Annotated in this window: 14 protein-coding genes; 11 read left to right on the forward strand and 3 right to left on the reverse strand. The window is 72.5% G+C overall.

Translation table 11 applies throughout. The features are described 5' to 3' along the window. The first annotated feature begins 90 nt into the window (after positions 1-90). From ACWD4U_RS20105 to ACWD4U_RS20135, 7 genes are all read left to right on the forward strand, one after another. Positions 91-909 carry a GntR family transcriptional regulator gene (locus ACWD4U_RS20105; RefSeq protein ID WP_363453325.1) on the forward strand — a complete coding sequence of 273 codons (819 nt, stop codon included), beginning with the start codon at positions 91-93 and terminating at the stop codon, positions 907-909. 157 nt (positions 910-1066) lie between these two features. Beyond that, positions 1067-2263, forward strand: a complete 1197-nt coding sequence (locus ACWD4U_RS20110; RefSeq protein WP_449787247.1) for an ATP-binding protein — start codon at positions 1067-1069, stop codon at positions 2261-2263. Then, on the forward strand, positions 2260-3303 hold the full coding sequence (locus tag ACWD4U_RS20115; RefSeq protein ID WP_363453329.1) for a ParA family protein: 1044 nt from the start codon (positions 2260-2262) through the stop codon (positions 3301-3303). Before ACWD4U_RS20110 ends, ACWD4U_RS20115 begins: the two co-directional genes overlap by 4 nt. A gap of 53 nt (positions 3304-3356) precedes the next feature. Beyond that, a complete protein-coding gene (locus tag ACWD4U_RS20120; RefSeq protein WP_363453331.1) occupies positions 3357-3572 on the forward strand; it encodes a KTSC domain-containing protein in 216 nt (71 codons plus the stop codon). Between the two features lie 59 nt (positions 3573-3631). Further along, a complete protein-coding gene (locus tag ACWD4U_RS20125) occupies positions 3632-4519 on the forward strand; it encodes a spherulation-specific family 4 protein (protein ID WP_363453333.1) in 888 nt (295 codons plus the stop codon). A 118-nt stretch (positions 4520-4637) separates the two neighbouring features. After that, the gene (locus tag ACWD4U_RS20130; protein ID WP_363453335.1) at positions 4638-4799 is read left to right on the forward strand and encodes a hypothetical protein; all 162 of its coding nucleotides are present in this window, start codon (positions 4638-4640) and stop codon (positions 4797-4799) included. Between the two features lie 73 nt (positions 4800-4872). Next, positions 4873-5481 carry a TetR/AcrR family transcriptional regulator gene (locus ACWD4U_RS20135; protein WP_363453337.1) on the forward strand — a complete coding sequence of 203 codons (609 nt, stop codon included), beginning with the start codon at positions 4873-4875 and terminating at the stop codon, positions 5479-5481. 52 nt (positions 5482-5533) lie between these two features. Here ACWD4U_RS20135 and ACWD4U_RS20140 read toward each other — a convergent pair whose 3' ends face one another. Beyond that, entirely contained in the window at positions 5534-7177 is a 1644-nt protein-coding gene (locus tag ACWD4U_RS20140) for a protein phosphatase 2C domain-containing protein (protein ID WP_363453339.1), read from the reverse strand. Positions 7178-7431: 254 nt separating this feature from the next. On the opposite strand from ACWD4U_RS20140, the gene ACWD4U_RS20145 reads away from it, so the two are divergent. The 3 genes from ACWD4U_RS20145 (at position 7432) to ACWD4U_RS20155 (ending at position 9493) form a co-directional block, all read left to right on the forward strand. Then, positions 7432-7956: a hypothetical protein gene (locus ACWD4U_RS20145; RefSeq protein ID WP_363453341.1), complete on the forward strand. Its 525-nt coding sequence runs from the start codon at positions 7432-7434 to the stop codon at positions 7954-7956. A 110-nt stretch (positions 7957-8066) separates the two neighbouring features. Next, complete coding sequence (locus tag ACWD4U_RS20150) at positions 8067-8792, forward strand: DUF3105 domain-containing protein (RefSeq protein ID WP_363453343.1); 726 nt, start codon at positions 8067-8069, stop codon at positions 8790-8792. Further along, positions 8789-9493 carry a DUF305 domain-containing protein gene (locus tag ACWD4U_RS20155; protein ID WP_449787248.1) on the forward strand — a complete coding sequence of 235 codons (705 nt, stop codon included), beginning with the start codon at positions 8789-8791 and terminating at the stop codon, positions 9491-9493. Before ACWD4U_RS20150 ends, ACWD4U_RS20155 begins: the two co-directional genes overlap by 4 nt. 78 nt (positions 9494-9571) lie before the next feature. Here the strand turns inward: ACWD4U_RS20155 and ACWD4U_RS20160 are convergent, their stop codons facing one another. After that, complete coding sequence (locus tag ACWD4U_RS20160) at positions 9572-10993, reverse strand: MFS transporter (protein WP_363453345.1); 1422 nt, start codon at positions 10991-10993, stop codon at positions 9572-9574. Positions 10994-11170: 177 nt separating this feature from the next. On the opposite strand from ACWD4U_RS20160, the gene ACWD4U_RS20165 reads away from it, so the two are divergent. Next, positions 11171-11764 carry a MarR family winged helix-turn-helix transcriptional regulator gene (locus ACWD4U_RS20165; RefSeq protein ID WP_363453347.1) on the forward strand — a complete coding sequence of 198 codons (594 nt, stop codon included), beginning with the start codon at positions 11171-11173 and terminating at the stop codon, positions 11762-11764. Between the two features lie 357 nt (positions 11765-12121). Here ACWD4U_RS20165 and ACWD4U_RS20170 read toward each other — a convergent pair whose 3' ends face one another. After that, the gene (locus tag ACWD4U_RS20170; protein ID WP_363453357.1) at positions 12122-14452 is read right to left on the reverse strand and encodes an ATP-binding protein; all 2331 of its coding nucleotides are present in this window, start codon (positions 14450-14452) and stop codon (positions 12122-12124) included. Positions 14453-14516: the final 64 nt, after the last annotated feature.

The raw sequence follows: 14516 nt of genomic DNA on the forward strand, positions 1-14516 counted from the left end.
CGCGTAGAGCTCAGGTCTACACGTAGAGTAGTGCCACGCGGGATACTGTGTCACCAATCGGCCGGACCCGCCCCTCCAGGAGGACAGCCCATGACCACCAGCGGGCCCTCCGCCTATCTGCAGGTGGCCGAGCAGATCCGCGACCGGATCGCCGCGGGCGAGTACCCGCCGGGCAGTCAACTCCCGTCGCTGGCCGAGCTGCAGAGCCTGTACGGCTACTCGCACGGGGTCGGCCAGTCCGCGTACCGGCTGCTCGAGCAGGAGGGCGTGGTCCTCGCCAAGCAGGGCCGGGGCTACTTCGTCCGCTCCCAGGAGCCGCGCCGCAAGCTGGTCCGCCGCAGCCCGGCCGACGGTGCGTCAGGACCGGACACCGCCGCCCTCGCCGACCAGGGCGTCACCGCCTCCTGGCGCAGCCAGTCGACCACCGAGGCGGCGAGCCCCGCCGTCGCCGAACGCCTGGCCGTCGCGCCCGGCGACCCGGTGATGCACACCTCCTACGTCTACCTGGCCGACGGCGAACCCTCGTACCTCGCCGAGTCCTGGGAGCCGATGGCCGTCACCGGCCAGGCGCTGATCGTGCTGCCCGAGGCCGGCCCGCACGGCGGCATCGGCGTCGCCGCCCGGATGGCCGTGATCGGCATCGAGGTCGGCGACCCGGTCGAGCGCCTCACCGCCCGCACCCTCACCCGCGCCGAGGCCCAGACCCTCGGCCTGCTCCCCGGCGCGCCCGTCCTCGCCGTCGAGCGCACCCACTACGACCGTGCCACCGGCCGCCCCGTGGAGACCGCCGACCTGGTCCTGCCCGGCGACCGCTGGATCTCCGAGTACGGCCGCCGCCCGGAGGAAACCTCGCGGCACCGGCCTGGCTTCCCTGATGGTCAGTCAAGCGCCGGAAGTCATGCTGGGTGAGACGAAACTGGCGGTCACTAACTGTGTAGCATCACGTTCACGCCGCCGCATCTCGCGCGGCTTCGCCGGAGAGGCCCTGGCCGACTCTGCCATACGCTGCTCATGGCCGCTGGCGTGATTCGGCGACGGCGAGCGGTCATGATGAAGAATGGTCTCCGTGACCTCCCAAGACCTTGCCGACATCCTGGGCACCCGCGAGACACCCTGGCTCGAGTTCAAGAGCACCGCGAAGCGGGCGGGCAGACGTGGTGACGCGATCGGGAACGCGGTGTGCGCCATGGCCAACGACCTAGCGGGACATGGCGGCGGCGACATCCTTGTCGGTGTGGATGACAGGGGGAAGCCGGTGGACGGTGTGGACACCAGTGACCAAGCGCTGCTCGCACTGACCGACCTCCGCGACGACGGCCGGATCCTCGACCGTCCGTCGTTCACCGTCGCGGAAGGCATCTACCAGGGGAAGCCTGTGGTCCGCATCAGGGTTGAAGCGTCGGCCGCGCCGCCAGTGCGATTCGAGGGTGTCGTCTGGGTTCGCCCGGGTCCGACCACGCGTCGCGCCACCCGGGACGACGAACGCGTGCTCGCCGAGCGCCGACGCTTTGCGGACGGCCCCTTCGACACCTCGATCGTTCCCGGAGCCAGTCTGGGTGACCTTGATCTGGAGCTCTTCCGGAGTTCATACCTTCCGTCCGTGGTCGACCCGGACGTGATCGAGGAGAACGGGCGCCCGTTGCCCCAGCAATTGGCTTCACTCCACCTCGCCCGATCTGTCGACCATCCGGTGCCGACGGTACTCGGGTTGCTGGTCGTTGGCTTCGACCCGGGAAGCTTCGTCCCGGGTGCGTATGTGCAGTTCATTCGGTACCAGGGAATGGGCCTCGATTCGCCCATCGCCGACGACCAGGAACTCCGGCAGAACGTGGTCGACACTGCGGCGCGTCTGGAAGCGGTGCTCCGCGGACACCTCCGCACGCGGCTTGTAGAGGACGGCTTCCGCGAGGAACAGCGCCCCGAATATCCGCTCGAAGCCCTGCGGGAGGTCTGCATGAATGCCGTCATGCATCGAAACTATGAGACCTCCTACGCCCCGACACGAATCGCCTGGTTCGATGATCGAGTCGAGGTCACCAATCCAGGAGGGCCTTACGGCCAGGTTCGAAGTGATAACTTCGACCGGGTAAACGACTACCGCAACCCTTCCCTTGCCGCAGCAATGAAGTCGCTCGGCTACGTCAACCGATTCGGCCGCGGAATCGGTCGGATTCGGGCTGCGCTGGAGCGAAACGGAAATCCTCCCCCAGAGTTCCAAGTCGACGAGTCCTCGTGGGCGGTAACGCTGAGGAAGGCGCCATGACTTCTATCGCCCTCTTCAACAATAAGGGCGGCGTGGGCAAAACCACGCTGGCGTACCACCTGGCGCACATGTTCCAACGGATCGGCCTCCGAGTTCTGGCTGTGGACCTCGACCCGCAGTCGAACCTGACTGCTATGTGCCTCGACGAAACCGAGCTCGAGGAGCTATGGGAAGACTCGTCGGAGCTCATCCAACAGGGCGTGGCCGCTCGGGGTCTGCCCGCCACCGGTCGGGTGAGCCCTGGCCAGACGATCGCCGACGCCGTTCGCCCGATCCTCGAGGGCACCGGCGACATTCGGCAGGTCGAGCCCGCTCCGCTTGCTCCCGGCCTCTGGCTTCTCCCGGGCAGTCTCGAACTCAGCCGGTTCGAGGACAAGCTCTCCAACGAGTGGTTCAAGACGTACGCGGGAGACCTTGCGGCGATTCGGACGACGACTGCATTTCATCGGATTATTCAGGCGGCCGCCAGCTCAGTGAATGCAGACATCGTGCTCATTGACATCGGCCCGAACCTCGGCGCGATCAATCGGGCTGCGCTGCTGACCGCTGACACCGTTCTCATGCCACTCGCGGCAGACCTCTTCTCACTGAAGGGTCTGCGCAACCTAGGTCCGACACTTCGGAATTGGCGACAAGACTGGCGGGCGCTGATTCTTCCGCGAGTCCCTGGCAACATTTCAGCGCCCCGTGCGCTCATGCAGCCGCTCGGCTATGTGATCATGCAGCCCGAGATGCGGCTGGATCGACCCGTCAAGGCATACGCTCGCTGGCTGGAGCGCATCCCGTGGGTATTCGCCACGGCTGTGCTTGGCCAGGAGACTGCGCTTGCCGGAGATCGCACGTTCGAAATTGCAACCCTGCGGAACTACCGAAGCCTCATGCCGCTCGCGCATGACGCGCGAAAGCCGATGTTCGACTTGAAGCCAGCAGACGGCGCGCTCGGCAGCACACAGAAGTACGTTCAGACTTGTTTCCGGGAGTTCCGCGGCCTCGCCGAGACGATCTTGGCACGGCTGGCCGGAGATAGCGGCCGAAGCTAGGTCGTCCGAACATCGATCCAACACAAGACCTATCGACATCCGACGGAGATCGAATGCAGCTTGTGCCAGTCCAATCGTCAAACCTTGCCGCGGTGGGATATGAGCCGATGACGTACCTGCTTGAGATTCAGTTCCGAAACGGCACCGCCTATCAGTACTTCAACGTGCCTTCCGCCGTGCACCAAGGCCTTATGGAAGCGCAGAGTAAGGGCCAGTACTTCGACCACTTCGTGAAGAAGCCCGGATACGCCTTCAAACAGGTCCGCTAGTAGCATCGGGGAGCCGAGCGGGTGTCAGGGGGATGCCCGCCGACTCTTGGGGGAATCGCATGCGCACGCGCGCCAAGGGCTTCGCCGCCCTGCTGCTGGGATCCGTACTCGCCGTCACCGCCGCCGCGCCGGAGGCCGGCGCCACGCCGGTCCGCGGACTGGAGATCGGCGTCCCGGCCTACGTCTACCCGAACGACCCGATGCTGACCTCGGCGCAGGCCGCGCAGCCCGCGCCGTCGCTCGTCATCCTCAACCCGGGCAACGGCGACGTCCCGTTCGACACCTCCTGGCAGGCCCGCGCCGACGCGCTGCGCGGCCGGACCACCGCCACCGGCGGGAAGACCAAGGTGCTCGGCTACGTCCACACCGAGAACGCCACCCGCGACGTGAACGCCGTCCTCGCCTCGGTGCGCAACTACCTGGCCACCGCGGACGGCAAGCTGCACGTCGACGGCATCTTCTTCGACACCACCAGCCGCGACTGCGGCCCCGGCAACGCCAACCGCGACTACTACCTGAACCTGCGTCAGCAGGTGCAGGCGATGGTCTACGCGATCGACCCGAGCGTGCCGGAACTGGTCGTCGACAACCCCGGCACCGCCGTCGCCGACTGCTTCCTGGAGCCCGGCAAGCGCACCGCCGACACCTTCGTCACCTACGAGAACACCTACGCGAACTACACCGGCGGCGGCTGGCTCGGCGGCAACGTCTTCAACCTCACCGCCGGCTACTACTCCGGGGCCGCCTTCGACCCGGACGGCACCTCGTTCTGGCACCTGATCCACGCCGTCCCGAACGCCACCGCGATGCACACCGCCCTCGACACCGCCTTCGCCCGCGGTGCCGGCTACGCCTACGCCACCGACGACGTGCTGCCCAACCCCTGGGACGCCACCCCGAGTTGGGGCTTCGGCGCGGAGACCTCGTACGCCGCGACGATCGGCTGACCCGCCGTCACCCGCGCGGCGCCGGATCCCTCCACGGGGCCCGGCGCCGCGCCGCATTCGGCGCACACCCGGGCCCGGCGGTCGTGCGACCCGGCAGCCGACGGGGTGTCATGGGGGCATGACCACACACTGGCTGATCGAGTTCACCGACGAACTGATGCGCCTCACCGACGACCTCGACCAGGAGCAGGCCGCCGCCTTCGTCCGCAAGGTCTACCAGGCGGGCCGCGACGCCGGCCTCCGGGAGGCCGACGAGGGCCGCGAGCACGGCGGCTGGTGACCCCGGAGCGGCCCCCGCCCGCCCCGGTGGGGGAGACTTGGGCCGCGAACGATCGGAACACGAGGGAGAGCGGATGGCGCAGCCACGGACCCGCCGCCCGGCGCGCCCCAAGGAAGAGGTGTACGCGGCGGCCCGCACCGCCATCGCCGAACACGGGCTGGCCCGGCTCACCATGGCCGGGCTCGGCCAGCAGCTCCAGATGAGCGCGGGCCACCTGCTGTACTACTTCGGCAGCAAGGACCAGCTGCTGCTGGAGACCCTCCGCTGGAGCGAGGACCAGCTCGGCGAACGCCGCCGCCGCGAACTCGCCCGCCACGACCTGTCCGTGCCCGACCGCCTCGCCCGCTACGTCGACCTCTACCTGCCGGAAGGCCCCGGCGACCCGCGCTGGATCCTGTGGATCGAGGTGTGGAGCCGGTCCCCCGAGACCGCCGACCTGCGCCAGGGCCAGCTCGAGATCGAGGCGCCCTGGCAGGACGAGCTGACCGCGCTGATCACCGAGGGCCTCGCCGCAGGCGTCTTCACGCCCGTCGGCGACAGCCCGCCCGCGGACCGGGCCGCCCAGCTGCGCGCCCTGCTCGACGGCTTCGCGGTCCCGATCGCGGTCGGCCTGCCCGGCGCCGACCGGGTGGCCGCCGCCGCCCAGGTCGCCTCCGCGGCCCGGGCCCTGCTCGGCGCCTGACCGGCCCCGGGCCCGGCACCGGGGGCGATCGGTGCCGGCGCCTGACGGGCCGTCACTCGGTCCAGATCGCCGCCGCGGTGCGGTCGTCCGCGTAGCCCTTGGCGCGGACCTGGATCTGCCGCAGGAAGTCGACGCTGCCCGGCGGGTGCGGGTGCGCCCAGTGGCTGGACAGGAAGTGCGCGACCGCGGGCTCCTCGGCGATCGGCTCGGCCAGGCCCGGGGTGCACAGCAGCAGGATGTCCCCGGCGGTGGCCGGGACCAAGCGGAACCGGAACGGCCGGGCCGCGGGGCGCGCGGCGGGCGGCAGCGGCGGCTGGCCGTCCGGGTGGTGCAGCAGCCTGGCCGCGTAGGCGTCGATCCAGTGGCCCGAGCGCAGCAGGTACAGGCCGCCCGGGCCGGTGCCGAACGCCGCCCGGTGGGTGGCCGCCGGGTCCGTCGAGACCAGCAGGCAGTGCAGCGAGGCCAGCTCCTCGAGCGGCGCCTCGGCCTGCTCCAGCGCCGCGCCCTCGGTGGCGTCGCCCTCGGCCTCCCCGGCGGTCTCCGCCGCGGAGCGCAGCCGCACCGCCGCCTGCAGGGCGATCCGCTGCAGGCCGTAGCGCAACCGGTCGCGGGCGCCCGCCCGCAGGTCCGCCGACAGCGCCTCGCGGCTGCGGCCGATCGCCGACGCCAACTGCCGTGCCGCGTCGGCCGCCGCCGCGGAACCCCACTGCGCGTTGGCGCGCCGGGCCGGGGCGGCCAGCACCGCCAGCACCAGCCCGTCCTCGCCCTCGCCGAAACGGACCGTCAGCAGCGCGTCCCGGCGCGGCTCGCCCCGGTAGCGCGCCGAGTCCCCGCGGATCGACACCGCCCGCAAGGTGGTCGCCCCGAACTGGGCGCCCTCCAGCGCGGTGTCCGGCACCAGCGCCGCCAGGCTCTCCGGGTCGGCCGCCGGCAGCGCGGTCGGCTCCGCCTCGTACGTCGGCGGCCGCTCACCCACGTGCGGCACCGCCGCCGCCTCCGGCCGCCCCCGCCACGGCGCGGCCCGCTCGGGCTGCGCGGGCTGGGCGGGCACGGGCTGCGCGGGCACGGGCTGTGCAGGCGCGGCGGCGGGCGGTGCGGCGGCCTGAACGGGCAAGGGGGCCGCCAGCGGCTCGGCGGCGGGTGCCGGTGCGAGCTCGGCGACGGGCTCGCGGGCCGGTTCGGGCTCGGGCTCCCGCACGGGCACCGGCTCCGGGACGGGCTCCGGGGCGGCCTGATCGTGGGACAGCGCGGCCGGTGGCGGCGGCGGGACGAGCGGGAGGTCGGGGACGGTCGGCGTCGGCGCGGCGGGCCGGGCGGCTGGAACGGGCCCGGCCGACGGAGCCGGCCTGACCAGGTCGGGCTTGACCAGGTCGGGTGCCGGCGGCCGGACCTCGGGCGCTGGCCCGCGTTCGGGCCAGGCGGCCTGGGCCCAGCTGCGCGGCGGCGGGGGGACGGCGGTCGCCGGCTCGGGATCCGCCACCACCTCCGCCTCCGGCGGAAGGGCGGTCGCGGGCGGGTCGGCGGGGCGGCGCTGCGGGGCGATCAGTCCGGCGGCGGTGGTGAACCAGTCGTCCACGGTCGAGGTGTCGGCGACGGCGGCGGGAGTGTCGGGGAGGGTGCCGGCGGGGCCCTCGTAGACGGTGTGCCACCAGGCATCGTCGGGACGGGGGTGCCTGGGCGCGCCCTGGTCGTTCAACTTGGCCGCTCCTGATCCCTGGGGGTACCGAAGGTCACGTCATTCTCCCCAAGGACAACGACGGTGTCCGGGAATCGGAACATCGCGCGGACGCCCGGGGCGAGGTTCCGGCCACCCGCGCGGCAACTCGTTCGCAAGCCCGTCGAAACCGTCCCGAACAGGGCCGTCGGCCCCGGGCGGATCGGCCGGTCGGCGGGAAAATGAGAGGCCGAGGGGGGCATCGCTTCACCCGTCCGGCTGATTAATATGTGCGCATGGCCGCGCGAGGAACCACGACCCACACCCCGGGAGGACCCGCGTACGCGGTGCTTCGCCCGGTGGCGGTGCTGTGGTCCCTGCTGCTGGCGGCCCTGCTGGCGCTGCTGCCGTGCGCGGCCAGCGCCCGCACCCTGAGCGCCCCGCCGTCCGGCCCGCAGACGCCCGTCACGGCCGCCGCGCGGGCCGACGCCCTGGCGCTCCCGCAGGCGGCCACGGCTTCGGACGGCACCCGCGGCGTCGCGGTGCACCACCACGCGGTGGCGGTGGACGCGGTGGACGAGCACGGCGTGCCGTTCACCTGGTGCACCGCCGACGGCCAGCACCCGGTGCCCGGCAACGGCTGCTCCAGCCACCCGTTCTGCGGGCCCGAGTCGCAGCTGCCGAACGCCCCGCCGCAGCCCGGCGCGGTGACCCCGCCGCTGCTGGCGCCGCCCGCGCTGCCGGCCGTGCCGGCCTCCGCCGCCCTGGCCGGGCCCGACCACGCGCCCGACCTGCACGTACTCCAGGTTCACCGGTCCTGAGCGGAACCCACCGCCGACCGACTCCCCGCATCCGGGCGGTCGGCGGCTCCGCTGCCCCCACCACCCCGTAGACCGCCGTGCCGCGCACGGCGGGGACAAGGAAGACAGCCATGGGTTCCGCCTCCAAGCAGACCGGCCCGCAGTCCCAGCAGAAGGCACCGAAGCCCGGCAGCAAGGCGGCCAACCAGGCCGAGCGCCGCGCCCGGATCGCCGAGCTGCGCGCCGTCGAGCAGCGCCGCGAGCGCCGCAACAAGATCCTCACCATCAGCATCTCCTCGGTGCTGATCCTCGCGATGGCCGGCGGCGCGTCCTGGCTGGCGCTGGACGCCAAGCACAAGCAGGACAAGAAGGACGCCGCCGCCAAGGCCGAGCAGCAGGCCAAGGCCGACGCGGCGAAGGTGCCGATCGACGGTGTGAAGACCTTCGACAACCTCACCCGCAACCACGTCACCACCCCGGTGACCTACCCGCAGACCCCGCCGGTCGGCGGCGACCACAACCCGATCTGGCTCAACTGCATGGGCAACGTCTACGACCAGCCCGTGAAGAACGAGAACGCGGTGCACTCGCTGGAGCACGGCGCGGTCTGGGTCACCTACAACGGCAAGGCCACCGCCGACGACATCAAGAAGCTCGGCGACAAGGTCAAGGTCACCCCGTACACCATGATGAGCCCGTACCCGGACGAGCAGGGCACCATCACGCTGAGCGCGTGGGGCACCCAGCTGGTGGTGGACAAGGCCGACGACCCGCGGGTCGAGCAGTTCTTCACCAAGTACGTGCAGGGCCCGCAGACCCAGGAGCCGGGCGCCTCCTGCAGCTCGGGCACGATGTGACCGGCGCCCAGGCGGACCTGACCGCCGAGCAGTCGGAGGCGACGGACGGGCGCGCGCCCGCCGGGCGTTCGCGGCGCAGGCTGTGGTGGCCCGCCGCACTGGCGGCGCTGGTCGCGCTCGGACTGGGCGTGCCCGCGCTGGTCGCGGGCGGCTCGCCGGCGTCGAGCACGGTCGCCGCGGCCGCCGCGCCGGCCACCGACTCGCCGGAGGCCGGGTTCGCCCGTGACATGGCCACCCACCACCAGCAGGCCATCGACATGTCGTTCATCGTCCGCGACCGCACCCAGGACGCGGCGGTGCGCACCCTCGCCTTCGACATCATCAACACCCAGGCGAACCAGCGCGGCATGCTGATGGGCTGGCTCGACCAGTGGGGCCTGACCCAGTCGACCCCGGCCAAGCCGATGGCCTGGATGGGCCACACCTACGACGCGCACGACGGCTCGCTGATGCCCGGCATGGCCACCAACGCCGACCTGGAGAAGCTGCGCACCCTCAGCGGCCGCGACGCCGAGGTGTACTACCTGCAGCTGATGATCAATCACCACCGCGGCGGCGTGGAGATGGCGCAGGGCTACGTGGACGCGGCCAAGAACGACGTCGAGAAGCGGCTCGCCCAGACCATGGTCAACGGCCAGCGCGCCGAGATCGACCTGATCACCGGCATGCTCGCCGAACGCGGCGCGCAGCCGCTGTCCTGACGGTCCGTCGACGCGTCCGAAGGGCGCCGTCCGGGGGGTTCTCCTCCGGGCGGCGCCCTTCTGCTGTTCGAGCCGACGTCAGGTACGGGTCGTCAGCACCGCCGCGAGGCCGCCGACGGCGGCCAGCAGGAGCAGGACGCCGCGGCCGCCGCCCGCCGGGCCGGCCAGGTGGACGGCGAGCACCGGGAGGGCGGTGCCGAGCGCGGTGCCCAGGCTGCGGACCAGGTTGACCAGCCCGCCGCCGACGGCCGAGCTCTGCGCCGGTATCGCCCGCATCACCAGCGCGTTGTTGGCGGGCAGCAGCAGCCCGAGGCCGTAGCCGGCCACCAGCAGCGGCAGCACGGTCAGGTACGGGCCGGGGGCCGGCAGCAGGGCGAGCAGCAGCAGTCCGGCGCCGGCCGCCAGCGCACCGCAGCGGCAGCGCACCGCGTCGCTCCAACCGCGCGGCAGCAGGCGGCCGCCGACGGTGGCGGCGACGGCGAACGCGGCGGGCAGCGCGGTGATCACCACGCCCGCGGTGGCGGACGCCACGCCCTGGTCGGCCAGCATCACCGGGCCGAGCACCAGCGGGCAGAACAGCAGCAGGTAGCCGATCAGGGCGACCACCAGGCCGGCCCGGATGCCGGGGGTGTTCACCAGGCCGGGCGGGATGATCGGACGGTCGGCGCGCTGCTCCTGCCGGGTCAGCGCGCGGGCGCCGACCGCGGCGGCGGCCAGCAGGACGGCCACCGCCCAGGCGGGCAGCGGCAGTCCGGAGGCGGCGGACAGCGCCAGCAGCAGGGCGGTGGAGGAGCCGGCCAGCAGGAGGAGTCCGGCCAGGTCGAACCTGCCCTCCACGGGCGCGCGTTCGCAGCCGTCGGGGTAGGTGCGCGGCAGCAGGAACCAGCCGGCCAGCAGGCCGAGCACGCCGATCGGCACGTTGATCCAGAACGCCCAGCGCCAGGACGCGTGCGCGACCAGCAGCCCGCCGAGGGTCGGGCCGAGGGCCAGGCCGAGGGCCTGGGCGGCGGCCTGGATGCCGAGTGCGGTGCGCATCGCCCGCTCGGGCACTCCGCGGGCCACCAGGGCGACGCTGTTGGCCTGCATCATCGCCCCGCCGACCGCCTGGACCGCCCGGCAGGCGACAAGCACCGGCAGGCTGCCGGCCACTCCGGCGCCGAGCGAGGCGGCGGCGAAGACCGCGAAGCCGCCGAGGTACATGGTCTTGCGCCCGGCCAGGTCGGAGAGCCGCCCGACCGGGGCGAGCAGTGCGACCAGCACCAGCAGGTAGGCCAGCGACACCCACTCGACCTGGGCGAAGCCGGTGTCGAAGTGCCGTTCCAGGGCCGGGAAGACCAGCGACGTGACGCTCGCGGTGAGCTGTCCGAGGAAGGCGCCGAGGCAGACCGTCCCGACCGCCAGCCAGTGGGCGTGCGGCCAGCGCGCCACGGCCCGGGGGCGGGGGCGTTCGACCAGCAGCAGGGTGTCGAGCAGGCGGGTGCCGGCGGCGGGGTCAGCCATACGGGCAACATATCTGCTGCCGACATAATCGCTCAAGGAGCAGTTCCCGGTGCGACAGAATCGTTCATCGAGCGTTCCGGTGACGCCGCCAGTGCCCCGACCGGCGGCTGACTACCGCGCTGGTCAGCGAGTGGACGCTCGGTGGACCCGTCGTCGCCGACCGCTACGCTGTCGGCCATGTCCTCGCAACCCCAGTCCGCGTCGCGCCCCTCCGAGCCGATCGGTGACGGGCCGGCCGGTGACGGGCCGGCCGGTGACGGGTCGGCCGGTGACGGGTCGGCCGGCCGCGGGTCGGCCGCGCCGGACGCCGAGGCGCTGGCGCGGGCGCAGCGGCTCACCGATGTGATCACCCGCCTGCGAAGGGCCCTGCGCAGCAGCATCCGGACCGACTACCCGTGGGAGTCGCTGCCGATGGCGCAGGTGGAGCTGCTGCAGACGCTGGCGGTCGCGCCGATGCGGGTGGGCGAGCTGGCGGCCCGTCAGCGGCTCGCCCCGAACACCGTCTCCGGTCTGATCGGCAAGCTGCTGGACGCGGGCTTCGTCGACCGCCAGCCCGACCCGGGCGACCGCCGCACCGCGCGGATCGCCCTCACCGAGGCCGGCCACCAGCAGCTCCGCGACTGGCAGGGCGCCCACGAGCGCCGTCTCGCCGCCGCCCTGGAGAGCCTCGACCCGGCCGACTACGGTGCCGTCATGCACGCCCTCCCCGGCCTCGACCGGCTCGCCCACGCGCTCGCGGGCAACACCGCCGTGACGCCCGGGGAGCAGTAGGCAGCACGGAGCGGAAAAGGCGGAGGGACTCGCGGCCGGCACCACGGCAGCGAGTCCCTCGCACGTCGACGATCCGTCAGGCGGCCGCCCTCTCGGACAACCACATGGGCGTCCAGGCCTCCGTGGTCCGCTCGGCGGGGGCCGGGGCGGTTGCCGCGGCGATCGGCGCGGCGGGGACGGTCAACAGCGCGGCGCAGCAGACGGCTGCCACGGCGACGGCTCGTATCACGCGGATTTCGCTCTCTGGGGCATACGAGTTTTCGGGAGGGTTTTCCCGCCCGTTCACCCTATACCAACCTCGCGGAGCTGATCCGTCCGCCCGGGGGCCGTGGTATGACCGCCGGGACGGGTCCCCGACTAGGACGCCCGATGGCCTTCCGACAGGAAGTGATCATGGCCGACTGGTAATTCACCGAGATTGACCGGGCCGGCCGCTTCGGCCCGCCCGAGGAGGTACCGGCAGCGTTCCACCACCGCGTCCGCCTCGTCGAGCCGCCCCAGCCGCAAAAGGAATTCGGCCAGCACCGACAGGCTCGCCAGCTCGTCCTCGGCCGACTCCGCCTCGCGGGCCAGGTCGGCGGACAACCTGAGGTGACGGACCGCCAGGTCCTGTCGGCCGAGCCGGACTTCCGCCTCGCCGAGGCCCCGGAGCGCGGCCGTCCGCTCGGCAGGCGCCTGGATCGATTCGGCGATGGCGAGTGCGGCGGAATACTCCTCGGCGGATTCCGCGAAACGGCCCTTGGCGCCCAGTGCGCGGCCGCGGGAGTTCCTGGCGATCGCCTCGTGCCGCTGACTTCCGATGTCCCGGAAGGTGGTCACCGCGGAATCGAGGTGCCGGATCGCGAGGTCGAATTCGTCCGGCAATTCCAGGGTGTCGGTGAGATTCATCCGGGCGGTGGCGAGGTCGAAAGGCGGGAGAACGCCTTCACCGGCGGTCGAGACGTACTCGAATGACTGTCGCGCCTTCTCCTTCTCGCCGAGGTCGAGATAGAGCCCGCCGATGTTGTTGGCGAGCTTGAGCGCGGTGAGCCGGTCGGTCGTGCCGCGGAGTAGGGCGAGCGCCTCGGCCAGGCTGCGCACCGCGCTTCGGCGGTCGCCGAGCAGAGTCTGCAGGGTGCCGATGTTGCCGAGGCTTCGCACGGTCTCGCGGTCGTCCCCGAGGATCCGACGGATCTTCAGGACCCGTCGCTGGAGGGCCAGCGCACCGGCGAAGTCGCCCTGGTGCCAATGGAGTTCGGCGAGCCGCCCGATGGACTCCGCGGTGCCCTCCTGGTCCTGGGAGGCCCGCGCCAACGCGAGGGCGCGCTCGGCGGCGTCGGCTGCCGCGGGGTAGCGCGAGACCCTCGACTCGATCGCGCCGAGGGCGAGTTGCGCATGCAACTCCGGCCGGTCGGCACGCTCGGCGCGCCACCAGCGGACCGCCTCCCGGTGCATCGCGTGCGCCTCGCTCCACAGGCACTCGGCATCGAGGTGGCCGGCCAGCAGATGGGCGAGCCAGGCCGCGGATTCGCGATCACCGGACCGGCGCAGGTAGGCCTCGAGTGCGATCAGAGAACGCGTCTCACTCTTGAACCAGGAGGGGAGATCATCCTCACTCGGGGGTTCAGGACCTGACATTCGGTCAGCTTGGTACGCGTGCGGTTGATGGTCGGCACGGGGCAGTCTGAATCGCCTGGGAAAGCACACCCGGTCCGCCCGGTCCGCGCTCTCCATCAGGTAATCGACCAGCCGTCGGATTGCCGCACGGCGATCCTCCGGGGCATCCGCGCGGGCCGCCGCACCCTCGGCGAATTCGTGCACGAGATCGTTGAAGCTGTACCGCTCGGCAGCGTGTTCCATCAGGAGATGAACGGAGATCAGGCTCTCCACGAGCTGCTCGGCCTCCTCGACCGGGCAGCCGAGCAGCGCCGCCGCGGCGTCCGTGCCGAAGTCCGCACCCGGGTAGAGACTGAGCAGGCGAAGGGCCCACCGGCCATCAGCCGGCAGTCCTAGGTACGACTCCTCCAGCAGCCCGGTCAGGCCGACCTGGCCGTGCCGCAGTTCGCCGAGTCGCCCGTGCTCCCGGCGCAGTCTGCGGACCAGCACCTCCAGGGACCAGGACGGCCGTGACCGGAAGCGGCTCGCGACGATCTCCACCGCGAACGGCAGCCCCCCGCACCGGCCGACCACCTCGGCCACCGCCGCCTGGTCGGCGGCCCGGTCGACGCCGACCAGACGGGTGAACAGCGCGGCCGCGGCGTCCGGCGGCAGCGGCTGGAGCGGAACGCTACGGGCGGCGGGCAGCTCGGTCAGCCAGTGCCGGCTGGTCACCACGACGAAGGAGGCCGGAGCGGCCGGAAGCAGCGGACGGATCTGGTCCGGGTGGTCGGCGTCGTCGAGGACCACCAGCGCGCGCTGCTCCGCGAGCAGTTCCCGGCAGTGCGCGGCGAGGTCGTCCGGGTCCAGCGGGATCTCCGGCGCCGGAACGCCGAGTTGGCGCAGCAGTTCGGTGGCCGCCTCGGCCGCGGTGAGCGGGCGCCGGGCACCGGCGCTGCCGCGCAGCCGGAGGAAGCAGCGGCCGTCCGGGAAGTCGTCGTGCACCTCCCGGGCGGCGGCCAGCGCCAGCGCGGTCTTCCCGACGCCGGGCATCCCGGTCACCACGGCGACTCTCGGCCCGTCGGCGCCCGCGTCGGGGCCGCCGCCGCGCAGTGGGGGGGGGGGGGGGGGGCGCCCCGGGGGCCCCCCCCCCCCCCCCCCGCTTGCCCCGCGCCCC

The sequence above is a fragment of the Kitasatospora sp. NPDC002522 genome (assembly GCF_053595195.1).